Raw genomic sequence first — 22,913 nt, 5'->3', positions numbered from 1 at the left:
TAATATTAGGCGAGGAATCTAAAATGAACGCATCCACAGCGGCTTCGCCAGCTATGCAGAGTAAATCCAACCAGTGGATTGCTTTGGTGGTTCTGCTCTTGATCTATATTTTTAATTATGCGGACCGCTATCTGATTTCAGGGCTAGTGGACCCGATCAAAGCAGAATTTAATGTTGGCGATCAGTTTATGGGGCTTTTGATGGGCCCCGCTTTCGCGATTTTATATACCACGATTGCTATTCCTCTGGCTCGGCTTGCGGACCGCTCTTCCCGTATTACGATCATCTGTGCTGGTTGTCTTGTATGGAGTTTGTTTACAGCATTGTCGGGCGCGGCCAACGGTCCGTGGACGTTGGCGCTGGCGCGACTGGGCGTGGGTGTAGGGGAGGCTGCATTTGTTGCGCCCGCTTATTCGCTATTGTCCGACTATTTTGCTCCGCATCAAAGGGGCGTGGCATTTGCGATACTGGGGCTTGCGGTATATTTTGGTCAGATAACCGGATATGCTGCCGGTCCCGCAATTGCAGAAGCATATGATTGGCGCATGGCGTTTTATGTCATGGGAACGGTGGGAGTTGTCTTGTCCAGTGTGGCATGGTTGGTTGTGCGTGAACCTGCGCGGTTACAGATTACTACCAAGGCCAATCAGGTTGCTTTATTACCTCTAATCCGCCTGTTGGTGAAAACACGATCCTATGTCTTTATGATGTTGGCCATGGGACTTGCGGCTTTGTCTGGCGTAAGCTTTGGTTTTTGGGGGCCAACTTTGTTCCATCGTATTCATGCCGTTCCCCTGACGGAAGCCAGCACGACTTTCGGGCTATATTTTGGATTGGCCGGACTGTCGGGAATGCTGCTTTTTGGCGCGGTTTCGGACCGTCTTGCCAGAGGCGGTATGCAGCGGCCTTTGCTTTTGTCCGGTATGGCGATGTTGGCAGCGTCGGCCTGTATTCTCGCTTCGACGTGGGGAGAGTCCTTGTTTATCGCAAAAATGCTGGCTATTCCGTCCGGGTTGCTCGGCGGTGGCTGGTCGATAGGCATTATGCAATCGTTGCAATATCTTGTTCCTGACAGGTTCCGTGCGACGAGTACGGCGCTATTCGTCATGGTAACAACTTTCCTCGGCTTTGTTGTTGGACCATGGGCTACAGGCGCGCTTAGTGAATGGTTCGGGGATGACGCCATGTCGCTGCGTTGGGCGCTGACAATCGTCATTCCCAGCGGGATTTTAGGGGGACTGTTAGCCCTGCTTGGAGCACGGTATCTTGAGAGTGATAAAACCGTTCTGGCTAATGAAAATTGATTACCTATCGTAAAATATTGGAGCCTTCAGGATATTTACTCATAGCTTCGGCTTAATGCGGAGTTGATTCAAAAGTGAAAATGAAACAAAGACTTCGTATGAACGAAAAATTCGAAATAGATGATATAGATCGTTCCATCATCCGCGAATTGCGCCGGAATGGCCGTGCAACAAACCAGCAAATTGCGGACCGGCTTGAGCTGGCGGCTGCGACAGTTTCATCAAGAATCCGCAGAATGGAACAAGCAAACAAGTTGCGGGTGATTGCTGTTTCTGATTTCCATGCCCATGGATATGATCTGCTTTTGGAAATCGCGATCGAAGTTGAGAATCGCCCCGCGTCAGAAGTGGCGAGAGAACTTGCCAAGCTGGACGAGGTTTTTGCCGTTCATCTGGTAACAGGGCGCTATGACATTGATATACTGGTCGTGCTCAGAACATTTGATGAGTTGCAATCATTTGTTTCAGAAAAGGTTTCATCGATCAGAGGTATCCGTTCAATGATGCCCGCCATTGCAGTAGATGTCGTAAAATACCGATTTGATGTGGCGCCGATTGTGGCGAAGGGGAAAATGTGAAGCAGCTTGATAAACCGGAACTGGACGAACTCGATTTTAATCTGATCGAGATTTTATCAAATGACGCACGCCTTTCAAACCGCAAGATTGCCGCAAAACTTGGTGTAACCGAGGGGACTGTGCGTGGCCGGATTAAAAAGCTCCAGCAAGAACGCCTGATTGCATTTACAGCGGTGACCAGCCCGGACCTTCAAGAAGATGACAAGCTGGCCTTCATCGGTGTTCAGACCAATCTCGATCAAGTAGATGAGATTGCCAGCCAGGTTTCCAAGATGTCAGGCGTGACCGGTGTTATTATTACTCTGGGCCGGTTCAATATGTTGGTGATTTGTTTGTTCAATGAACTGGGGCAATTACACAAGACCGCCTCTGAACAAATTCTCTCTATGCCGGGCGTCCACCACGTTGAAACATCCATCGCGGTCGAGACAGTAAAATATAATAGCCGGATTGTGAGGATTACGGACGAAGAGCACCCGCTTGAGGTATAATCGACCTGCAACGATGCGTAGCAAATGATTGCCTAAAATACGCAATTTATTATTATATACGCCTATGGGCGTGAATCTACCTAAGATGCTTGCCTATTATTTTCGCTTTGTATAAAAGCAAAGCATAAAAAGATTAGGAGAGCAATCATGGCGACAACCGCCGATTATAAACTGGGCGAATATACCTATCCGCGAGGATGGTTTATGATAGCGAGTTCTGCAGAGGTTGGTGATACGCCTCTTGCTGTGCGCTATTTTGGTGAAGACATGGCGCTTTATCGCGGCCAGAGCGGGCGCGTATTTTTGGTCGAGGCCTATTGCCCGCATATGGGCACGCATCTCGCCAAAAATACCACTTCCTACGTTATCAAAGACCGTAGTCATGTCGAAGGCGACAGTATCCGCTGTCCCTATCACGCATGGCGGTTTGGTCCGGATGGAAAATGTAATGATATCCCTTATTCTCCCGGCCCGATTCCCAAAAAGGCTTGCTTGAAAAGCTGGAAAGTTATCGAGCGTGCGGGATGCCTGTGGGTGTGGCACGATGAGGAGGGCGGTGAACCGGATTATGATCTGCCGGCGTTTGAAAATTATGGCGAGGCGTATTGGGTCAACTGGAACATCGCGCCGCTTGGTGAGTTGAACAGCCACCCGCAGGAGATTGTCGATAATATAGCGGACAAGGGGCATCTGGTTCCGGTACATGGTAGTGAGGATATGGAGCTTTTTGAAAATCGCTTCGAGGACCATATTTGCTGGCAGGTTTTGAAAGCAGGCCATCGTACTCTCAGCAGCAAAGACGAGGGGATGACCAATGACACCTGGTACACCGGCCCAGGAATTTTGCAATCTACTATGGAAGGGGATTATCCTTCACATATGTTGATCGCACATACGCCGGTTGATGATGGCGTTGTCAAAGTTTGGTACGGTCTGCTGGTCAAAGCCCCAAATGCAAAGCCAACCGATGAAGACATTGCGATCGCCGGACAATATGAACAAGCCGGGTTGGATGCTTTCGCGCAGGATTTTGAAATATGGTCCGCCAAGCGCCCGTGTCTTGCGCCGATGATGGTCAAGGGCGATGGTCCGTTCGACAAGGTGCGAATCTGGTATAAGCAGTTCTTTAATGAGCGTGCGCGAGCCGGTGAGTTTCAGAAGCGCGTTAACGGGAATTATATTTCAAAAGGAACCACGCGGGATCCATGGGAGGAGGTCGCCTGACAGTATCGCTTTCGGGCTTGGGCTTGTTCTTCCTATAGCAGGGAGATCAGGCCCAAAGGCTGGGAATATTATCTCCGGTTAACTTGATAATCTTCTTTAATATCCGTTTGGTGTCCGCAATCTCGCCAGGCGTAAAATGATCCAACAAATCATCTTCAAATGCCTTGGCCACTGACAATGTTGAAATGAATATCTCGCGGGCCTTCCCGCTAAGAGTAAGCGCGTCATTCTCTCCTTCCAAAAGAGCCGCGTTCTTCATTTTTTCAATAGCTGCATAATCGGGCGCATGACCGGTATGAGTGAGCCGGGCAATAAGTTCGTCCGTTGAAAGTGGTGCATTCATACCCAATACGGCGATCACCAGATATTCGGTCTGGTTGATGCCAAATTCTGCTGTTTTCGTGCGAGTTATTTCCGAAGTCTGAAAATGCGCGCGAGACAGAAGGTAGAGAAAAAAATCCTCTGTAAAACGGGCCTCATCAGGCTCGACAGTCGGACCATGATCAGCAGATATTCTGGAGCGGGTTTCGGCGTAGCTACCACCATGAAAAACAAGGGGCGACTGATCGCATCTGTCGAATGCGATAACCTCTCCCACAAAAATAATATGATCGCCGCCTTCATATTGATGGACAGTCCTACATTCAAATCTAGCAGCGAAATTATTCAGTACGGGCGATCCGATCGTCCCTGTTTGCCAATCAACATTAGCGAATTTGTCTGTGCCGGAGCGCGCAAATGCATTGGATAAATCTTCCTGGAGGCAAGAAAGGATATGCACAGCGAAATGGCCACTATCGCGAAAAGCATCCAGTGACTGGGATGACTTGGCCAGCGACCACAAAACCAACGGCGGGTCCAGCGAAACCGAGTTAAAGCTGCTGGCAGTAACGCCTACTGGCATGTACGGGTCTGTTGCAGTTGTGACAATCGTTACGCCAGTGGCAAAAGATCCCAATGCGTTGCGAAACTCCTGAGTGTTCAGGGGGAGATTTGTCATAGCGCGCCTCTAATCAGATAGCCGACAGTGATTATGTTAAGTTTGATAAATGCTCTATGGCATAGAATTACGTTTATAACAATAAATTATCAGATAGAGCGCTGAAATGCGTAATATCTTAAGAAATAATCTACGTAAACCAGGGTTATTTCATGGCATTGCGGCTAAATGGCGCGCACATCAATTGCCTTCCCGCTCAATAAGTGGTCGTTTAATTGCATCCGGTTCTTAAGTTTCTGATATAATCGACAAGTGTCGGGTTATGCCAAAAACATTTATTGACGGCGCGCCGTGATAGAGCGGCCATGTTTGTTCAAAATGGTCAATTCACCATCATTTATCGAATAGCTTTGTGCGCTCTGCAATATGCTTGTCAGCCGTTGATCCTGATTCATTAATGCCGGAGCGCAGGCTTTGCGGGTCATGGCCATCGCACCGCTGATATTGAGAGAATTGCCAGAAACTTCATAATTACCGGAAAAATAGTTGCAGCCTCCAGAACCGGAAATTTTGCCATCAGTGCTGAAAGATACGGTAACATTGCTGCTATCAATCACTCCGCCGCCATTAATGTCTTCAATTGCCCAGGGGCCCTCTTGCAACGCTGCGCTGTTCATTTCTCCAGTAGTATTGACCATGACCAGCTTGAGCTTGCCAGCATTATAAGTTGAGGATGATAGATCCACGATATGCCCTGTATTGGTTCTCCAGATAATATCGCCGGTCTTTGAACGTATCAGAGCACGCACTTCATATGTATTGCCGGGGATTGTTGATTGATCCACGACGAATGAAAACGGGACAGGCACATTTTTCCCGTCAAGAGAAATATTGGTTCCGGCAAATATGTTGGCGAGAGGGTTGCTCAAGGAAGCATCAAGCAACACCACAGAAAGTTCTGCGCCAGGCGGTAAGGCAATACGCTCGCGATAATATACTTCACCGGTAATCGTAGTCTTCATAGCCTGTTCTTTCACGACACCAGAATCGCCCGGGTTATTTCCCATGGTCGTACAACCAGCGATCAAACCGGCTAAAGCGGTTGCTGCTAAAATCTTGTACAATTTCATTTCAAATTCGCTTTCCTGATTATTATCATCGTGCAACCCGTTTGATCGGCGTGCAACAGGCAATGACAGGTGCCTAGACTGGCCATTCTATCATTACGGAACATAATGCTTACAGGGGCCTGCGGCAAATGCAATCTCGCTTATTGAAAGAGCAATTTCGATCATAACATTCATTCAATGGATCGCGATATAAGGCGCCCTTACTTGTGTAATCAGCCGTTCTTTCACGGTTGATCTTAGCAATCCCGCTATTTGGATAAGCTAATACCGGCTCGAAAAGATAACATATGGCGCACCTAGGAGGAGAAAGTTCGAACACCTTGTTCGATATTCTCGCTCAATGGAATCAGGTGCTTAGCGCAATCCAAATCCCTGCAAATGCCCCCGAACGGGACATTTGCGGGGTGGCGCGATGACGACAAAGACACCTCCCTTTTCCCTCAGACTGACTTTTGAAGAACGCGCTAGGCTTGAAGAGCTGGCTGGCGACATGCCGCTTGGGGCGTATATCCGCCGCAAGGTCTTCGACGGTCAGGGGCTCAAGAAGAAACGTGCACGTGCTCGGTCTCGCCGACCGATCAAGGATGAGCAGAAGCTGGCGCAGGTACTGGCCATGCTTGGCCAATCGAGGATCGCCAATAATCTGAACCAGCTCGCCAAGATGGCAAATCTCGGTACGCTTCCCGTTCTCCCCGATACGGAACGCGACATTCGGCGCGCATGCGCCGACGTGGCGCTGATGCGGCGGGAGCTTCTTCGCGCGCTCGGCCATCGTACCGATGTGGAGCCGTCATGATCCTGAAAGGATCACAACGAAACGGCGCAAAGCAGCTCGGGCTGCATCTCCTCAAGGCCGAAGAAAACGAGCATGTCGAGCTGCACGATATTCGCGGCTTCATGTCCGATGATGTCGTTGGCGCGCTCCGCGAAGCCGAAGCCATCGCAAAGGGCACAAAGTGCCGACAGTTCATGTTTTCGGTGTCTCTGAATCCGCCCGAGAACGAGCGTGTCCACGTTCGCACTTTTGAAAAAGCACTGGAAGCCATCGAAGAGAAAAACGGCCTGACGGGCCAGCCGCGCGTCGTTGTTTTCCACGAGAAGGAAGGACGGCGGCACTGTCATGCGGTATGGAGCCGGATCGATCCCGAGACGATGACCGCCAAGCCGATGTCTTTCTACAAGAACAAGCTTCGGGAAGTCTCGCGCCAGCTCTATCTTGAGAACGGCTGGCAAATGCCGCGCGGCCTGATCGATCCGAAGGACCGCGACCCACGCAACTTCTCGCTTGATGAATGGCAGCAGGCCAAGCGGATCGGACGCCATGCGGGCGAACTGAAAGAACTGGTACAGGAAGCCTGGGCGACTTCGGATTCAGCTCGCACCTTCGCGCACGCTCTCGAAGAGCGCGGCTTCTATTTGGCGCGCGGGGATCGGCGCGGCCATGTGGCTGTCACCTTCGAAGGTGAAGTCATTTCGATCTCACGGGCGACGGGCAAGAAAGCGAAAGAGCTGCACGCTCGTCTTGGAAAGCCCGACGCATTGAACAGCGTTGAGGAGACCCGCAAGCGCATTGCTGAAGATATTCTCCCGCGCATCAAATCGCATGTCGATGAAGCGCGCGCGTCCGCCCGTGCCGAAATCGGTCAACTGAATGCGCGCCGAGTGGAGATGGCGAAGGCGCACGCTGATGAACGCGCCAAGCTGGACGCAGGCCAGAAGGCGCGGTTTGAAGCTGAAGCCCGCACAAGAGCGGATCGCTTCCGCAAAGGCATGATGGGCCTGTGGGATCGTCTGACAGGCAAGCGGGCTCAGCTCGAAAAACAGAACCAGCTTGAAGTGATGTGGGCGCTGCGCCGCGATCAGGATCAGCGGCAAATGACGATCAATGCGCAACTGCGCGAGCGCGGTGAGCTGCAAAAAGAAATCAACGCTGCGCGCACCAAACATGCGCAAGCCTTGCGTGCCCTGCATCACGATGCCGCCAACTATCGCCTGATGCGCCGTGGTGAAGAGCCCAAGGCAAAGACCGCCTTCGAGCGTTTGGATACGCTGCGAGCCGAACCGAAGAAGCAGCCGGAACGTCCACGCTTCGACAAGCTCAAAGAGCGAAAGCCCGAGCGTCAGACGCGTTCCACCACGTCGGCGCAAGATCGCTTGCGCAAACTGCGCGAGCAAAAAAGAGAAGGACCGTCCTATGACGGTCCTGATCTCGACCGATAACCATCGCTAGAACAACGAGAGCTGTCGCGCGGCTTCTTCGCGCTTCTTCCATTGCGGGGTCTGCGCTTCATGCTCAAGCCACGCAACTACGTAGGCAACGGCTCCGCCATATTCGTCCGTGACATCGCTGTGCAGATAGTGCGAGCGATAGCCTGTCTCGGTGATGGGGATTATCCCATTGCCGATGACGTTGACTTCGATGTGGTCGAACGTCGACCACTGATGTCGATGATAGCTGATGCTTATCGCGACACCGTGCCAGTCGATCTGACTGGTGACTGGGGCGCTCATGAGCGCCCCGCGTCATTTGCTGGTGAAGCCGTATCTTCCAGCGGCTCTCGCAAGACGATGCGACCGCCGACAGGCAGGGATTCGAGCTGAAGCGTGTAGCCTTTGGCATCCTTATGCATCCATGCTGCGCCGACTTTGTTCCAGAAGGATTTGTCGCCTTTCTGGGTGACGTGCCACGCCAGAAACTCAGGGGCGCGGAACTCGCGTGTGCGCTCTTGCGCGGTTTGGGTGTTGTTGCGTGCCATGACTGATCTCCTTTGTTCGGGTTGGCTTGCTAACGCCCCCCGATGAGACCGAAGGAAAAGGATCGCCGTGTCATGTCCAACACGGGTGAGGCCTCCGCCGAACTGGCGCGGGCAGGATATTGATGCGCGATCCGCATTCGGTCAGGGGAAAGGCGAATTGCTGCAAGCCGTGCGCGGGCAAAGGGCCGCTCATGCTGCACTGACTGCCGACGCCGAATGCCTGTTCACGCGTTCTTCAGCGCCACCTTCCGATAGATTTCCAGTTCGTTACCCCGATCCATCAGCGCCTTCTCTGGGCCATGGATGATGTGTGCGAGGGCCGAAAGGCCCTGAACGGTTCGGGGCCTCCTGACAATCAACAGGAGGTGACGATGAAACTCATCACACGCTTCGATGCAGCATCGCGCAGCACAGCCGAACTGCATGCTCTTTTACGCGAGGCTTTCAACACCTTTGCTTCCGCTCCACGCGGATCGATTGAACGCAGCAATGCACTGGCTTCGCTGCACAATATCGAGGCCGAACTGGCGGTACGCCCGCCAGGTCTATGAGGCCATCAACGCGGCTGGCCCGAAGGCCAGCCGCAATTGTGCTAAGCTTCAAAATCTTTCATTATTGTCATCCTCCCAATAATCGGCAGGGTCTTCTAGTTCATAAAATTCAGAGGGAGTGTAAAATGACGTTTGTACGTAAATATCACCAACGCCCGCCGCATTCAGATGTGACAATCCAGCAATCTTTAGACCACAAGCGATACACTCAAACTTCGATGGAAGATATTCTTGTTTTTCTTTGATCATGTCATCTTCCAATGATTGCTGAGATGCAGACACAGGATCACCAACAACCAGCGCAGTATTCCCACACGATGGGCAAATAACTCTATGGCCAGATTGCCGGGTCGCCCAAACTTCCGCCTGTGAAGTTGCCTTATCCTTCTCGGGGTCCTCTTTTGCGTCCCAAACGTTCTTATGGGCTGAAACAAGCTTCAATACGGCCTTGGCCGTTTCATCTGCAGAAGCAGAAATCATCTCGTCAGCTAGTTTCGCTTCTTCATCTCCCCAGAAATCTTTTGGCTCTACCTCAAGGCAATTGAGAAGCACGTTACAAGCTCGATAAAACGTCGGAAGCCAAGACGAAGTCTTTAACCCGCTGAATGCGGTCTCGCTGGAATGGAGTTCCGCATTTCGCCGCTCGACATGCAGCAGGCAAAATTCCCTCAGTTCAGCATCGAAAGCTGGATCAATCTCGCTCTGCCGTTTAATGGCATCCGAAATCGAGATCGATTTTGGGATGAACTTCTTGGCGTTGGGTAACCTACCCAGTGCAAAATATACATTATGCCAATGGGAGAGATCAGCTACGAGTGCTGGGCTAATTTTTGTGAGGGCTGCACGCACCAGTAGTTCGAGACAAAGGCTCGACCATAGGCCGTACTGCCAATCGTCCTTTGAGAATTGAGCCATTTGCTCTGCGTATTGCTGCGCTTTCGCTAGAAGTGCTGACGAGTCCCAAGCATCTAAGTCTGTCGGAGATGTTGTCACTCTGCCCTCCCAAGATATGCACGTAGAATTATACGGCCTTTGTCCTTCGTAGAGACCGCACTACGACCATGCAGAATACGCCAGTTGTCAATTACAACTCCGATACCTTTAGTACTCAGGCGCAATTCATAGGCTCGCTCAGAGCCAATCGCTGTTGATAAGGCAGAAAATCCCGCTTCGCCAGCGGGGCTCGCAGGCGTCAGGAAGACACTGTCCCATCGAAAGATCGAATTGTTGTCGTTAGAAGCATCTAGCAGTCGCATTAATGGGAGTTTCCCGCGAACAGGTCGCCGAGGACGAACGAGAGCGCGATTCAACGTTCGACGCCCAATCTTCTCCACTAGCTCTAGTGAATCAATAATAGGCGTTGTGACATCATCGGCACCGCTCTCAGCCATTAGCACCAGATACCTTGGCGGCCTTTTCCAATGTGCCATATCGGTATGAAATGGGAATTTTTCGAGGCCGAAAAGACCACTATACGAAACAGGCGAGGCGTATGAACTTGGAGATGGCATTAAAGAATGCCAAGCAGAAAACACTTTTTCATTCAATCTATGGGAGAGCTCTTTAATTATAGAGTCTGTATCTACTGCGCTTTCAGCATTGAACACACAATATCCAAATTCTTCGAGCGCCTGATTAAGGCGCAAATGATCAAATAATGCATAATTGGCAGTAACTTCAGCCATATCAACAGGCTACGTTGAGACCCTCGCGGGTTCAAGGAGTTCTGGACTAGACACGGAACTGATCCACAGACGGCGCGGCTGGCCCGAGGGCCAGCCGCGAATTTTTCCGGATTGTCACGCGACGTTGCTCACTTCTTCGATGACAGGCTGAAGCCCATGCAGGAAATCGGCGGCCCGCTGGGCATGGGCGGCAGCGCTGAAGATCGCGCGCTTGTCGTTTTGCAGGACCTTGAGCCAGCTCTGAATATAGGCCGCATGATCGGCGCGCGGTTCGGGCGCGAGTTCAAGGTCAGCGCATAGAAATGCTGCACCAAGTTCAGCAACAAGCTCTTCGCGCGCATAGCCTTCATCGCCCCAACGCTTGCGCCCGAATTCGCGGTCAAGCCGCTTGGGGTGCTTGGTCCAGTGCGTCAGCTCATGCGCCAAGGTCGCATAGTAGCTTTGCGGGCTCCTGAAGGTCTCGAAGTACGGCATTTGCACATGGTCACTGCCGCCGCTGTAATGGGCAGAATTGCCGCCGTGGCGAATGTCCGCGCCCGTGCTCGCAAAAAACTCTTCAGCATGCTGAATGCGGCGCGCGGGATCGATGATCGCTTTCGGCTTGGCGTAGTAGTGCTCGGGCAAGCCCTCGATCTGCTCGACGTTGAAAACGCTGTATCCCTTCATGAAGGGAATCTTACGCTCCTCCTCGCTGCCGTCGTCCTGTTCTTCCGTCTTGGTGATCGTGTTCGCATAAACAACCAGATTGCCGCGCTCCCCTTTGCGAACATGCGCGCCTAGTTCTTTCGCCTGTTTGAAGGTCATCCAGTACGGAGACAGAAAGCCCGCCTCGATGCTGGCTCCCCAAAGCATCAGTATATTGATGCCGCTATAGGGCACGCCGTTGTGGCGGAGCGGCTTGGTGATCTTGCCTTCCATGTTGCCCGCGCTCCATGGCTTCAACCATGTCAGCTCGCCTTGCTCAAGGTCGGCAATGATCTTGTTGGTAACCCTTTCATAAATGTCGGTTTTCATCTCTTGTCCCCTCTTGGGTAGTCGGTTGCGCATGCAACCGGACTAGGCCCGCGCCGATGAGCGGGGGGACGGCCGTCCAGACCGAAAGCCATGGAAGAGGTGCGGGCGCAGGCGCAGCCGAGCCACGGGCCATGGCTTTCGCCCGAAGCCAAAGCGAAGGGCTTGGTCTTGACGGAGGACGGGGCCGCAGGCCCTCGAAACGAAAAGGAAGAGGTCAGCCCGCGAGGGCTGTCAGATGATGCGCAAGGGATCGAAGCCGAATGGCCGAGACAGCTTGCTGGCTCGGTTCACGAGAGCCCGATCCGTGAGGATGCGCCAGTCTTCTAGTTGTTGTACTGCAAACCAGCGGCATCGATGAACGCGAGATTGCGCAAGCGTGCATCTTTAATGAGATCAGCCCACTCGATGATCTCTATCACACCGCGGAATCTGCCATTGAGGTCCTGAATACGGCCCCGACCATCTGAAGTTGTCCGCCATCCATTGGTATGGATTTCGAGCTTTCCGACGATATCGGCGATCACATAGCAATAGAAGATACAATCGTCTGCGATTCTGACGCGTTGGTTGCGGAAGTCTTCGATTTCGCCGTTCTGAAGCCGCGTTATGTACTCACTGATTTGGTTCTGCGGCGAATATCGATCTTCATAATCGCGACGCCCTGGCTTCTTGAACTCAACCAACATCACACGGCGAAGCGGGTCTTCACCCTCTGCTCCTAGCCCGTGAATACGGTCGTAGATCAGTAGGTCGGACCGAAGCGTGCTGTTCGCGCCATCGATGAGTTGTGTAAAGGGTACATCCGAAGCGAAGTATTTGGTGAACGTCAAACGCTCATCAATGATCCAAAGATCATGGTCAGACCGCTCAACCCTTGATGGATCGTCCCCGCGAAGTCGCATCGGACAGATGAATTTATGCAGTGTTTCTTCGAGATGGAAATCTTCCGAGCCGTCATCACGTTCCCGAATGCGGCGAATAAGGACCTGCATGACATCAAGAACGACTTTTCGCCGCAAGACGTACTCGGTTAGCTGACGCTGTTCCTCCGCACGGATTTCAGCAGCGGCAGTCTTGATGGTCTCCACTAGGTTTTCCGGAACCTCATCGTTGCCACTGAGTTGAGATACGATTTGCTGAATTCGTTGATTGCGGTCCTTATCACGACGAATGCGGATGGGTATCAAAGCCTGTGCAAACTGCTCTGCCTTCGTCGCGTTTTTTGGCGTCCTATCCAATAACTGTTCAGCATCTTCAAAACCAAACGACGGATAGTCACTTAAGAACTCGCGAAGCCCACCAAGCCGCGACGCATCAAAACTATCGATCTCCTCATGGAGAGCATTTGTTCGAACATGTTCGGCGCACTCCTTGACGATCTGATCTACGATAGTCTCATCGAAATTGAACTGTGTACGTTCCTGATTGACCCGCTCATCGAGATAGTCACCCGAAATGCAACCGTGAAACACGCGATCAGCATCTGGCCCAAACCTACCAATACCTACGAGACCATCAATCTTACGCGTGGTAACGGTACGCCCGTTCGCCACTAGGTGAAGTTGATGCAGTCCGTCAAAGTTAGCACTTGCCTGTTTGTGGCAGACAAAGCTGGCGAGTTGGAGTTCACCGAACTCCTCAGAAGTCAAATGGGCGACCCCGCGATCTTCGATCTGCAATTCCTGAATTGCGTCGGGAAAAGTGGTCGAGGTCCCATCGATATCTAGGATAATTCTTGGCGAACGACCTAGAATGAAATCAGCAAAGAAATGCGAGCCAAAATGTTTAACGATGGTTGCTTGCTGAATCGGGAACTTCGAACGATACGCGCTTCCTCTAAGACCCTTAAAAGTGACCGTAGTCCCACGATCAGAAGCAGACCCGTTAATGGGCTCAATCTTCTCTTCAGTAATCTGATCGCTCGACTCAAGCTTGAAAACGAAACTGCGCCGAAACAACTGGTCGCCTGATTGATACTGACTGATGACGCTTACACTCTCGAAAGCATCGAGCCAAAGCAAACGACCAACTCCTTTACCGCCACGACCGATCTTGAAGTCAGTGTCGGTGGTACAGAACGCTTCGAATCTGGGATCTTCCAGACCTACACCGTTATCAGAAACGATGATTTCGATCCCGTCCTGATCACCCGCATTAGCAATGGTAACAGTGATGTCACCGCGCCTCTGAAACTGATCGCCGAAAGCATCCTCGATCGCATGGAGGGCGTTGCTGACAGCTTCGAATACAGGTTGCAGGGCTTCGGCGGCTTGCGAGGGCTTCGGAAGCCTTTTCACGCGATTGACGATATCCCCTTTAAGTGTGGTCATAGCTCCCTCGCTTCTCTGAGGGCACGATTGAAGAAGTGCCGCGTTGCCTTATCGCGCGCTTCAGCGTCAGTAAGGACGATGTTCTTCATCTCGTTATCGCGCTGGAACATGCGGATAGCGCCTTGGAAGAACGCATCACGGAACGCAGCATAGACGACATCGGGCGGATTATTCCGCAGCATCTCCGTCATGTCCTCGTCCATGATATCGCGGTTGACCTGCTCGAAGCGGATCATGTCGGCTTCCGAAAAGTCCGTTCCGTGACGGTCATTGAACGCCTGAACGATCTCGGACAGTTCCCTCTTTTCGTCTTCCGTATACGGCTTGGCGCCGAATTCACTGATGGCCTTCAAAGCTTCGGTATCGCCAGCGCCGAGTGAAGCACTGCCAGCCTCTTTCTCTACGACCTTGAATGCCTGAAGTCGTAGCATGTCGTCGGTGATCTCGATCTCGGGCGGGACCTCGCGGTTCGGCAGGAGTCGAGACAACCAGTTGCCATAGGTGGCAAGCTTCTCAAGGCTTGTGTCTTCAAGGCGCATGATCTGCGCGATGAAGCTGTAGAAGCGTCCGAAGCTCTTCAGGAGCTGGCGGAACTCTTCTTGCCGCCCTTCATCGTCATCTGCTTCGAAGCGCGCGACAGCATGTTTGACGAGGCCTTCAAGCTGGGCGCGATCTGCGCCGCTAAGCGGCCCCTTGAAGTAGGTCTGCGCGAAACGCTTGATCTCTTCCTTATCGAGATAACCGAAGCGATAGAGCCGCCCTTCGAGGTCGTAAACCATGTTCGGATCGGACATGGCCTCGACGGTTGTCGCTTCGAAGAATGGTTTGAACGCGGTTTGAATATCTTCAATCGTATTCTGAAAATCTAGAATGAACGTCTGATCCTTGCCTGCTCGGGTTCGGTTCAGCCGCGAGAGTGTCTGGACGGCCTGAAGCCCTGCGAGCTTGCGATCTACGTACATGGCGCAAAGCTTGGGCTGATCGAATCCCGTCTGATACTTCTCGGCGACGATCAGGATTTGATAGGTTTCAGGGTGCGGTGTGCCGTCTGGCTTGAACCCGTCGAATCGGCCAGGAAGCTCGGTTTCCGAGAAGTCGTTCAGATCGGCTTCAGTGTAGGTCTCTCCGTCGAGTTCAAGATCGCCGGAAAATGCAACGAGTGCTTTCAGGTCTCCGTAGCCCTGCTCGCGAATGTATTTCTTCACCCCGAAATAATAGCGCAATGCATGCTCGCGGCTTTGGGTGACGATCATGGCTTTGGCCTGACCTCCGAGCATCCCCATGACGTGGCGACGGAAGTGCTCCACGATAATCTCGACCTTCTGCCCGATGGCTGTAGCGTGAAGGTTCGCATACCGAGCCACTTTGCGTTGACCGCGCCGCCCGCTCAGCTCGGGATCATCTTCGATGGTCTTTTCTAACTGGTAGTAGGCCTTGTAGGTCATATAGTTCTGGAGCACGTCCAGAATGAAGCCCTCTTCGATTGCCTGCCGCATCGAATACAAATGGAACGGATGAGGTAGCCCATCAGGGCCTTGCACGCCGAACCGCTCAAGCGTGACGTTGCGAGGGGTCGCCGTGAATGCGAAGAAGCTGATGTTGGACTGTGGCCCGCGAGCCTTCTGATATTCCGCAATCAGGTCCTCGATGTCATCGCTCGAAGAAGCTTCGCGCGTAAGCGCATCTGTCATTGACTGCGCCGCCTTGCCGGACTGGCTCGAATGGGCTTCGTCGATGATGACCGCAAAGTTTCGTTTGCTCTGACCCGAGAGAGCCTTGAGATGATCGGTCGAAAACTTTTGGATCGTCGTGACGATGATCCGCGCCCCTTTGGCGATTGCGTCCTTGAGCTGTCGGGATGTCCCGTCAATCTTCTTCACGACGCCTTGCGTCTGTTCGAACTGCGAGACAGTGCTTTGAAGCTGGCGGTCAAGAACGATGCGATCCGTAACGATGATCGCTGTGTGGAAGACCTGCGCGTCATCTGCATCGTGCAGATTGATTGCATGGTGAGCGAGCCAGCCAATGGTGTTGGACTTGCCCGAACCAGCCGAGTGTTGAACGAGATAATTTTGCCCTGCGCCGCTCGCTCGGGCGTGAGTCATGATCTTCCTTACCGCGTCAAGCTGCTGGAAGCGCGGGAAGATCATCACCTCATTCTTGCCGCTCACTTCTAACGTCATGAACTGACCGATGATGTCGATCAGGACCGAGCGGGAGAAGATAGCCGAACCCCAATCGCCGTCACCATAGAGGTAAGCAATGCGGTGTTCGCTCTCGACATCGGGATTGCCCGCGCCGCCGTCGCGCCCCCGATTGAACGGAAGAAATCGCGTCTTGCCATTTTGAAGCCGCGTGGTCATCGACACATTGTCTTCATCAATGGCGAAGTGAACGAGCGCGCCCCGCTTGAAGGTCAGTAACGGCTCATTCGCAGGCGAGCGATCAGTGCGATACTGCTTTTCTGCATGTCTGAACGTCGTGCCTGTCAGAAGATTTTTCGCTTCAATCGTCGCGATGGGCAGCCCGTTCAGGAAGAGGACGACATCAATACGGTTGCCGTGCTTCTGGCTGTAGACGACCTCATCCATCACACTGAGAATGTTCGCTTCATACTCGGCGACGCGTTTGGGCTCTAAGCCACTCGCTGGACGGAAATAGCAGAACACGAACGGGATGCCTGGGACGATCTTTAGGCCCTGTCTGAGCACATCCAACAGACCGCGATCTTTGAGAGCTTTGTCGAGCTGCTTGAACAAAACATCTTCGGCTGAACCCGAATAATGCTGCTCTAGCTTCTCCCAAGACTCCGTCTGCGTCTCTTTCAGAAACCGAACGACAAGCTCACGGTCCATCGCCAGCGGCTTGTCGAAGTGGATTTCACCAGTGTAACTACGGCTTTTTTCGGAGCCGACGCGACGAAGATAGCCTTGTGTTGAAACAAGGCTTTCGATCAGATGCTCTTGGAGCACATCCTCCTTGTGAAGATTGGATGCTGTGTGTGAGGTCATTTGGCGAGCACTTTCTCGAACCACGCAAGAGCGGCTTCGCCCTCCTTTCGGGTGATATCGTCTACGGTTCGGCTATGTCGGATACTGTTGCGAAGCTCTGCGAGCTGTGAGAACTTCTGCGCAAGCGTTTCCTTGTTTTTGAAACGGTCGGCAAAGCGCTCCCAGAGAGCTTTGGACAAGATCGTGTCCTGAACTTCGCGCAAATCAAAATGCTCTAAAACGCCTTCGGCATGGTCATACCGCTCTGCGTCAAGTGACGCGTTTTTCCTGAGCGCCCGTTGGATGCGCTGCTGAGCATTGTCGAGTAGATGGGGCGGGAGATGGCTCGGATCATTCTCTACTGCTGAGACGATGACTTTCCTCAATCCAAGTTCGATGCCTTCGATCTCTGCATCCAGTTGGCGAAGGTTGGGCGGCAAGTCCAAGCGCTCTTTGATGAGCAGGTTTTCGATACCGTCGAGCAAAGTGCGGTGACGTTCGGCAAGAAAGTCTTCGTAATCGTCTGGGGTAAAGGGGTCGCGAAGCAGTATCTTCAGAGCCGCTTTGCTGATGAAGTGCGACTCAAGAATGGCAAGCACTGTCGTCTCGCCGTTTTCCGCGATCAGTTCAGGCAGATACTCGTTGGGCAACTTCTCGCGAATGACATTTCTGTTCGTGTCGCTGGTGAGGGGCGATCGATTGAGGATCGAATTGATCGCTGTGCCAAGATTGTTCTCTCGCCCCCACCATGCAGGAACAATATGGTGATCATCTAGGTCGCCGTAGCGCGGCACATCTCCCGTCATCCAGTCGCGTGCGCCAGCAAGCACAAAGAGATTGAAGATCGCGGAATAGATTGATGAGCCGCGCTTCACCTCACTGCGCAGGTCGAGGTTTCGATACGAATGCGCAAACTCGTCGATGAGTACGGGCTTTGCCTCGTCATTGCCGAGCCATTCCCGCATGGCGGTGAAATCGCGCGCTGCGGTGGATTCCACAGAACTTGAATAACGGGTGAGAAAGACGGATGCCCAGTACCAAAGACGGACCTTGCGGCGCGCTGAGAGCTGTTTGTTCGAAGGTTGCGCTGCGACAAGCGTGTTGATCGCTGCAAACGCAGGCACAATCGATGCGTAAGGGATGTAGGCCTGACCGACGACACCGTATTCCTGCGGATGCCGAAGCAACTCGATGACGCGCTCAAGTGCATTCACCGCCTGATCCCAGAGCGCGACAAATTCTTCGGTACTGCCCACAAGCACGTCCTGCCGACGCGTGCCGTCTGGTAGGCGAACGGGTTTCTCGACACCTGGCTGAAGGAAGTAAAGGTACTTGGGTGAGCAATAGCTCTGGCGCAGGATCGACATCACCTGAAGGATGTAGACGTTCATCTTTGGCGTATCGATGAAGCTCAAACGGTCGCGCGCCTCGCGGTACATGTGCTTGAGCTGGATGTCTTTCGGCTTCATCAGCGCGTTCAGAAGGTCGAACACGTCCAACTGAACGCCCTTGCTGTTGATCTGAGTAAAGATGTCACAGACCTTCTCAACCCCGATCTCCCGATCCAACTCGATGTGAGAGATTTGGTACTGTTCGATGGTCTCGCGCATCTCCTCACCGAACGCGGACGCGTTTGTTGCATGGGTCTCTGCGACTGCGCGCTCCTCATCGGTGTCGGCTGCGTCCGCTTTCGCCTTCCAGAAATTCCCGTAGGCCTCCACCCATTTGTAGAGTTCGAAACCGCCTTTGCCGATCACAGGGAGCGGGAACACATGGCGCTCAAACTGAACGTCTTGGCTATCGATCAGTGCACGGCTTTTCTTCGAAAGCCACTCATAGCCAAAGGCCTCATCCGTCTCACCCGCCATGAACTTATCGACATGAATGAAATAGATCGCGCGCTTGGCACGGTTCGGTAGTGAAATATCGGGTGCAAGAAATGCGTAATGCATCGCCGTAAGGCGCTGCTGGCCGTCCAGCACGATGTACTCGGGCGACCCGCCGTCGCTGTAGCCGTAAAGCCCTTCGCATGCGAGAAGTTTGATGTTCTGGTCCTTGGCCTTCCAGAGCAGGAGGCTACCGATGTAGTAGTCTGAGAAGATCGACCGCATCAGGTCGCGGATGTCCCACGGAGCCCACTCGAATTCTCGCTGAAAGTCGGGAATGACGAATCGCCCTTCGCGCATCCGACTGATCAGCGTGTTCAGGCTCACATGATCTGGCTTCTGTGCATCCTTCATGCGCGCGCCTCCCGAAGAGCCATATCCTCTTCAATCTGATCAAGGCGGCGGTCAGTATTTCCTTCCTTGCCCCAAGTCTCTACATTGATCTGACCAGTTACAGCGGAGGTGATCAGGGCTGAACGCAATTCAGCCAAGCGCTCGATTGATACTTGTATTGGTGTCAGGACCGCTTCGATTGCTGCATCATTTGCGGCAATCCGATTTGCAATTTCGACTTGCTCTTCAAGCGGCGGAAGCACTAATCCGACTTGACGGAAATGTTCCCAATAGAGGCGCTGCCGAAAGTCAGCAATTCCTTTTGAGGATCGTCGAAACTCTTCGATCCACATTGGCGTTCTTAGTAGGTGTTCGAAGAATGGAGCGTGTATTTCTTCGGATGGACGAGCTACGACATAGGCTGGACTAACCAGCCCATCAACTTTTGCAACACCGAAGCCTCCCTGCCAAGCACGCATCATATTGTAGACAAGATCGCCAACGCGGACACGCTTGTAAGCGTTTCGGTCCTCAATATGCGTCACAATTCGATGGCGGTCCTCATCTTCCAATTCACGATCTGATATGCCCCAATTGATCGAGACCGAAAGTACAGGGAGCTCTTCGCCACCCATTTCGAAAGATTCCCGAAATACAGCCGCGACCCTCTTGACTCGCCAATGTGACGGCGCAAATGGCAGTTGGCCCAACCCCGTACCCGATTTTTCAGATATATTTGACCCCGTAACCTCCTCTACCGAAAACGACTTTTGTTTTTCACGCAATAACTCGACTTGCCGCTTCTTTTTATCAATGAGCTCATCTATTTTAGAGACTTCCCCGTCCAAAAACTCAACTATCTGATTTTGTGCCTCTAGCTCAGGTATCCAAACCTTATTCGATAAACTCTCCTTCTTGATATGGCGCATTGTGCTGCCATGCGCGTCATCATCCGCCCACCTTGGGGCATGCGCTTTAATCACATAGTAGAGATACTTCTTTACTGCGTTCGTTTTAGGTAAGACCTTGAAAATATGTTGGTTCAAAATGGCATCGCCGCGGTTCCAAATGAACGCGTCAATAGTAGCTGACCACGAAAACAGCAGATCTCCATCGCGAATGAGAAGACCGCGATTGATTGTTCCATCAAAGTAATTATCGAACGGCTTACCTGTCAGCTGTGCAATCCGTAGGATTGGAAGCCCCGTATCTCCCCAATCTGATGGTTTGAATGCAGCGCCGTTCAAGAAGCGCGCGGCGTGTTTGATTGGCATCATCACGCTGCCACCTCCTTCAGAAGCCCTGCGATCTCGGCTTCGAGTGCTTTCAGCTCAGCGTCGATCTCTTCGAGTGGGCGGGGCGGCACATATTGGTAGAAGTAGCGATTGAAGTTGATCTCGTAGCCGACGCGACCAACCTGATTGTCGCGCGTATCCGTGTGGCTCTCATCAACCCAGGCGTCTGGCACAAAGGGCAGAACCTCACGCTTCATATACTCGCGCCAATCCTCTGATAGTGGAACAAGTTCATGGTCACGCAGTTCGGTATCAGGTTCGGGCTTACCGCTTTTGTCGGTGCAAATGTCGGCGTCTTCGTCTCGCTCCGATAGCACGGCCAAGATTGCCTTCTTGATTGGAGCGCTGATTTTCAATCCGGTTGTTTTCAAAGCTTTCGTCAGAACTTTGTCGAAGGCATCCCTATTAGTGAAGAGCTGATCGTCTATGGTCCGAAGTGCTTCCTCAATGGCGTTCTGGTCGGACTTATCCAACTTTGCATACGGCTTACAGTCACTCAGGCGTGCAAGCCGTTCATCCGACACCTGAAAATTCAACTTCAATGGACGCTCGACACGAATTTCTCGGTAGCCGAAGTCGGTGGTCTCAAAAATCCTGGAAACATCATCCTGACCGCTCTCACCATTTAGGAAGTCGGCGTAGAGACGGACGATCTCCGCTCGCGCCTCGTCAGGAATTTCGCGGCGCTTAGAGCCGAGTGACTTGCGCATGATCTTCCAAAAGCGTTCCCCGCTGGCGTCAATAAGCTGAACCTTGCCCTGACGGGTCTTGGGCTTCCGATTGGTCAGCAGCCAGACATAGGTCTGAATTCCAGTGTTGTAGAAAAGATCAGTTGGCAGAGCGACAATGGCCTCGACCCAATCGTTTTCCAGCATCCAGCGGCGGATTTCACTTTCTCCCGACTGAGCGCCGCCCGTGAAGAGGGGCGAGCCGTTCATGACGATACCGATACGCGAACCATCCTCATCGTCGCGCATCTTGGAAATCATATGCTGAAGAAAGAGAAGTTGCCCGTCCGATATTCGCGGCGTCCCTGCGCCGAAACGGCCTTCCATACCCATGTTCTCGGCTTCCGCCTTGATCGGGTCTTGATACTTCTTCCAGTCCACACCGTAGGGCGGATTGGAGAGCATGTAGTGAAACTTTTTGCCTGCATGGGCATCCTGCGTGAGCGTATTCCCGAAGGCAATCTGTTCAGGGTCATGCCCAGTCACCAGCATGTCGGATTTACAGATGCCGAAGGACTCATCGTTCAATTCTTGACCGAATAGCTCCACGCGGATCGACGGATTGAACTCTTTCAACGCCTCTTCGGTCAAGGCGAGCATACCGCCTGTTCCGCAAGCAGGATCATAGACCTGTCGAATGATGCCGCGCCCTGTGAGCTTCGCGTCGTCGTTGGCGATGAGCAGATCAACGATCAGGCGAATGACTTCGCGAGGTGTGAAGTGCTCCCCCGCTGTCTCGTTCGACATCTCGGAAAATCGACGGATCAACTCTTCGAAGAGATAGCCCATCTCAAGGTTTGAGATGGTATCTGGGTGCAGATCGACTTCGCAGAAGCGCTCGAAGACGTTCCAAAGGATGCCGCCATCTTTCAGGCGTTTGAGCTGATCGGTGAAGCGGAACTTGTCGAGAAAGATATCGCGGACGTTGGGCGAGAACTTCGTGATGTAGTCGATGAGGTTTTGATGGAGCTGGCCAGGGTCTTGTCCCTTCAAGCTGTCGAAGGTGAAACGTGAGAGGTTATAGACCTTCACGTTGCCGCCGACCGCGCCAAATAGGATCATGTCGCGCGTGGCATCGTCGGCGCTTTCGGGAAGCGATTTCTCGGCTTCGAGAACAGCTTGTTTGCTGTCCTGAAGCAGACAGTCGAGGCGGCGCAGAACGACGAAGGGCAGCATGACCTTGCCGTATTCGGACTGCTTGAAATCGCCGCGTAGGATTTCAGCAATCGACCAAACAAAGCCGCCTAGATTCTTAATGTCGCTCACGAATGCCCCTTTTGCTTTTTCGCCGCCTGCGTGTCGTTCGCGGCAGCGTTGTCCTCAATGTATTGCCGCATGAAGTCACGGATGACCTGAGCGGCGGGACGGTCTTTCGCCCGACACATTTCGATGAATTTGTCTCGAAGGTCGCGCTCCACTCGGATACGAAACCCGGCATCCTTACCCGTCATGGGGGAAGTGTATCCAATGTGGTCACAAAGGGGAAGTCCTAACCCGAGGTTGTCGTCTCAGAATTCGGCCACGTATCCAAGGCCGTGTCTTTGGTCGTAGTCCAGCGGCGAAATGCTGGCGCATATCCAACCTGCGCAAGGTTGGCCCATGTTTCCAAAGAGCACGGGGAGGCTCTTGGTCGTAGGTATCGGGTCGCGACAGACCTGATCGGCATCCAAACCGCGCA

The 22,913-nt window shown here is 52.7% G+C and carries 21 protein-coding genes; 8 read left to right on the top strand and 13 right to left on the bottom strand.

Going from position 1 to position 22,913, the window contains the following annotated elements:
- Positions 1-23: 23 nt before the first annotated feature.
- The 4 genes from AB1K62_RS06240 (at position 24) to AB1K62_RS06225 (ending at position 3,597) form a co-directional block, all read left to right on the top strand.
- Positions 24-1,304 carry an MFS transporter gene (locus AB1K62_RS06240; protein WP_367002203.1) on the top strand — a complete coding sequence of 427 codons (1,281 nt, stop codon included), beginning with the start codon at positions 24-26 and terminating at the stop codon, positions 1,302-1,304.
- 98 nt (positions 1,305-1,402) lie between these two features.
- Positions 1,403-1,882: an Lrp/AsnC family transcriptional regulator gene (locus tag AB1K62_RS06235; protein WP_367002201.1), complete on the top strand. Its 480-nt coding sequence runs from the start codon at positions 1,403-1,405 to the stop codon at positions 1,880-1,882.
- The gene (locus tag AB1K62_RS06230) at positions 1,879-2,373 is read left to right on the top strand and encodes an Lrp/AsnC family transcriptional regulator (RefSeq protein WP_367002200.1); all 495 of its coding nucleotides are present in this window, start codon (positions 1,879-1,881) and stop codon (positions 2,371-2,373) included. Before AB1K62_RS06235 ends, AB1K62_RS06230 begins: the two co-directional genes overlap by 4 nt.
- A 147-nt stretch (positions 2,374-2,520) precedes the next feature.
- Positions 2,521-3,597 carry a Rieske 2Fe-2S domain-containing protein gene (locus AB1K62_RS06225; RefSeq protein WP_367002198.1) on the top strand — a complete coding sequence of 359 codons (1,077 nt, stop codon included), beginning with the start codon at positions 2,521-2,523 and terminating at the stop codon, positions 3,595-3,597.
- A 46-nt stretch (positions 3,598-3,643) separates the two neighbouring features.
- Here the strand turns inward: AB1K62_RS06225 and AB1K62_RS06220 are convergent, their stop codons facing one another.
- Positions 3,644-4,597, bottom strand: coding sequence for a flavin reductase family protein (locus AB1K62_RS06220; RefSeq protein WP_367002196.1), 954 nt, complete (start codon positions 4,595-4,597; stop codon positions 3,644-3,646).
- Positions 4,598-4,872: 275 nt separating this feature from the next.
- Positions 4,873-5,730 (bottom strand): META domain-containing protein, encoded by an 858-nt coding sequence (locus tag AB1K62_RS06215; protein WP_367002194.1) that lies wholly within the window; start codon positions 5,728-5,730, stop codon positions 4,873-4,875.
- A 349-nt stretch (positions 5,731-6,079) separates the two neighbouring features.
- Between AB1K62_RS06215 and mobC the strand changes: the two genes are divergently transcribed.
- Positions 6,080-6,463 carry a plasmid mobilization relaxosome protein MobC gene (mobC, locus tag AB1K62_RS06210; protein ID WP_293948682.1) on the top strand — a complete coding sequence of 128 codons (384 nt, stop codon included), beginning with the start codon at positions 6,080-6,082 and terminating at the stop codon, positions 6,461-6,463.
- Positions 6,460-7,887: a relaxase/mobilization nuclease domain-containing protein gene (locus AB1K62_RS06205; protein ID WP_367002192.1), complete on the top strand. Its 1,428-nt coding sequence runs from the start codon at positions 6,460-6,462 to the stop codon at positions 7,885-7,887. The genes mobC and AB1K62_RS06205 overlap by 4 nt, the downstream gene beginning before the upstream one ends.
- A gap of 6 nt (positions 7,888-7,893) precedes the next feature.
- On the opposite strand, the gene AB1K62_RS06200 is transcribed toward AB1K62_RS06205, so the two are convergent.
- On the bottom strand, positions 7,894-8,178 hold the full coding sequence (locus AB1K62_RS06200) for a hypothetical protein (protein WP_367002190.1): 285 nt from the start codon (positions 8,176-8,178) through the stop codon (positions 7,894-7,896).
- The gene (locus tag AB1K62_RS06195; protein ID WP_283644618.1) at positions 8,175-8,423 is read right to left on the bottom strand and encodes a hypothetical protein; all 249 of its coding nucleotides are present in this window, start codon (positions 8,421-8,423) and stop codon (positions 8,175-8,177) included. The genes AB1K62_RS06200 and AB1K62_RS06195 overlap by 4 nt, the downstream gene beginning before the upstream one ends.
- Positions 8,424-8,490: 67 nt before the next feature.
- Here AB1K62_RS06195 and AB1K62_RS06190 point away from each other — a divergent pair, with 67 nt between their 5' ends.
- A complete protein-coding gene (locus AB1K62_RS06190) occupies positions 8,491-8,730 on the top strand; it encodes a hypothetical protein (RefSeq protein ID WP_367002188.1) in 240 nt (79 codons plus the stop codon).
- A 64-nt stretch (positions 8,731-8,794) separates the two neighbouring features.
- Complete coding sequence (locus tag AB1K62_RS06185; RefSeq protein WP_367002186.1) at positions 8,795-8,974, top strand: hypothetical protein; 180 nt, start codon at positions 8,795-8,797, stop codon at positions 8,972-8,974.
- Between the two features lie 48 nt (positions 8,975-9,022).
- On the opposite strand, the gene AB1K62_RS06180 is transcribed toward AB1K62_RS06185, so the two are convergent.
- The 9 genes from AB1K62_RS06180 to AB1K62_RS06140 form a co-directional block, all read right to left on the bottom strand.
- A complete protein-coding gene (locus tag AB1K62_RS06180) occupies positions 9,023-9,967 on the bottom strand; it encodes a hypothetical protein (protein ID WP_367002184.1) in 945 nt (314 codons plus the stop codon).
- Positions 9,964-10,659, bottom strand: a complete 696-nt coding sequence (locus tag AB1K62_RS06175) for a TauD/TfdA family dioxygenase (protein WP_367002182.1) — start codon at positions 10,657-10,659, stop codon at positions 9,964-9,966. Before AB1K62_RS06175 ends, AB1K62_RS06180 begins: the two co-directional genes overlap by 4 nt.
- A gap of 114 nt (positions 10,660-10,773) precedes the next feature.
- Entirely contained in the window at positions 10,774-11,673 is a 900-nt protein-coding gene (locus AB1K62_RS06170) for a zincin-like metallopeptidase domain-containing protein (RefSeq protein WP_367002180.1), read from the bottom strand.
- A gap of 323 nt (positions 11,674-11,996) precedes the next feature.
- Positions 11,997-14,003, bottom strand: a complete 2,007-nt coding sequence (locus AB1K62_RS06165; RefSeq protein ID WP_367002179.1) for an ATP-binding protein — start codon at positions 14,001-14,003, stop codon at positions 11,997-11,999.
- Complete coding sequence (locus AB1K62_RS06160; RefSeq protein ID WP_367002177.1) at positions 14,000-17,014, bottom strand: type I restriction endonuclease; 3,015 nt, start codon at positions 17,012-17,014, stop codon at positions 14,000-14,002. The genes AB1K62_RS06165 and AB1K62_RS06160 overlap by 4 nt, the downstream gene beginning before the upstream one ends.
- The gene (locus AB1K62_RS06155) at positions 17,011-19,233 is read right to left on the bottom strand and encodes a DUF262 domain-containing protein (RefSeq protein WP_367002175.1); all 2,223 of its coding nucleotides are present in this window, start codon (positions 19,231-19,233) and stop codon (positions 17,011-17,013) included. Before AB1K62_RS06155 ends, AB1K62_RS06160 begins: the two co-directional genes overlap by 4 nt.
- Positions 19,230-20,489, bottom strand: a complete 1,260-nt coding sequence (locus AB1K62_RS06150; RefSeq protein ID WP_367002784.1) for a restriction endonuclease subunit S — start codon at positions 20,487-20,489, stop codon at positions 19,230-19,232. The genes AB1K62_RS06155 and AB1K62_RS06150 overlap by 4 nt, the downstream gene beginning before the upstream one ends.
- Complete coding sequence (locus AB1K62_RS06145; protein WP_367002173.1) at positions 20,489-22,501, bottom strand: class I SAM-dependent DNA methyltransferase; 2,013 nt, start codon at positions 22,499-22,501, stop codon at positions 20,489-20,491. Before AB1K62_RS06145 ends, AB1K62_RS06150 begins: the two co-directional genes overlap by 1 nt.
- Positions 22,498-22,686: a plasmid-related protein gene (locus AB1K62_RS06140; protein WP_367002171.1), complete on the bottom strand. Its 189-nt coding sequence runs from the start codon at positions 22,684-22,686 to the stop codon at positions 22,498-22,500. The genes AB1K62_RS06145 and AB1K62_RS06140 overlap by 4 nt, the downstream gene beginning before the upstream one ends.
- Between the last annotated feature and the right edge of the window lie 227 nt (positions 22,687-22,913).

Origin of the sequence: Parasphingorhabdus sp. JC815 (assembly GCF_040717415.1) — a bacterium.
Taxonomy (GTDB): domain Bacteria; phylum Pseudomonadota; class Alphaproteobacteria; order Sphingomonadales; family Sphingomonadaceae; genus Parasphingorhabdus.
Note: the sequence above shows the minus strand (reverse complement) of the source record. Positions and strands in the feature narration are given on the sequence as shown.

Bases quoted from the DNA above. Each gene is read 5' to 3' on its own strand.
- AB1K62_RS06240 (WP_367002203.1), top strand. From the start codon at position 24: ATGAACGCATCCACAGCGGCTTCGCCAGCTATGCAGAGTAAATCCAAC.
- AB1K62_RS06155 (WP_367002175.1), bottom strand. From the start codon at position 19,233: ATGAAGGATGCACAGAAGCCAGATCATGTGAGCCTGAACACGCTGATC.
- AB1K62_RS06220 (WP_367002196.1), bottom strand. From the start codon at position 4,597: ATGACAAATCTCCCCCTGAACACTCAGGAGTTTCGCAACGCATTGGGA.
- AB1K62_RS06160 (WP_367002177.1), bottom strand. From the start codon at position 17,014: ATGACCTCACACACAGCATCCAATCTTCACAAGGAGGATGTGCTCCAA.
- AB1K62_RS06235 (WP_367002201.1), top strand. From the start codon at position 1,403: ATGAACGAAAAATTCGAAATAGATGATATAGATCGTTCCATCATCCGC.
- AB1K62_RS06170 (WP_367002180.1), bottom strand. From the start codon at position 11,673: ATGAAAACCGACATTTATGAAAGGGTTACCAACAAGATCATTGCCGAC.
- mobC (WP_293948682.1), top strand. From the start codon at position 6,080: ATGACGACAAAGACACCTCCCTTTTCCCTCAGACTGACTTTTGAAGAA.
- AB1K62_RS06205 (WP_367002192.1), top strand. From the start codon at position 6,460: ATGATCCTGAAAGGATCACAACGAAACGGCGCAAAGCAGCTCGGGCTG.
- AB1K62_RS06165 (WP_367002179.1), bottom strand. From the start codon at position 14,003: ATGACCACACTTAAAGGGGATATCGTCAATCGCGTGAAAAGGCTTCCG.
- AB1K62_RS06195 (WP_283644618.1), bottom strand. From the start codon at position 8,423: ATGGCACGCAACAACACCCAAACCGCGCAAGAGCGCACACGCGAGTTC.
- AB1K62_RS06175 (WP_367002182.1), bottom strand. From the start codon at position 10,659: ATGGCTGAAGTTACTGCCAATTATGCATTATTTGATCATTTGCGCCTT.
- AB1K62_RS06185 (WP_367002186.1), top strand. From the start codon at position 8,795: ATGAAACTCATCACACGCTTCGATGCAGCATCGCGCAGCACAGCCGAA.
- AB1K62_RS06150 (WP_367002784.1), bottom strand. From the start codon at position 20,489: ATGATGCCAATCAAACACGCCGCGCGCTTCTTGAACGGCGCTGCATTC.
- AB1K62_RS06200 (WP_367002190.1), bottom strand. From the start codon at position 8,178: ATGAGCGCCCCAGTCACCAGTCAGATCGACTGGCACGGTGTCGCGATA.
- AB1K62_RS06225 (WP_367002198.1), top strand. From the start codon at position 2,521: ATGGCGACAACCGCCGATTATAAACTGGGCGAATATACCTATCCGCGA.
- AB1K62_RS06140 (WP_367002171.1), bottom strand. From the start codon at position 22,686: ATGACGGGTAAGGATGCCGGGTTTCGTATCCGAGTGGAGCGCGACCTT.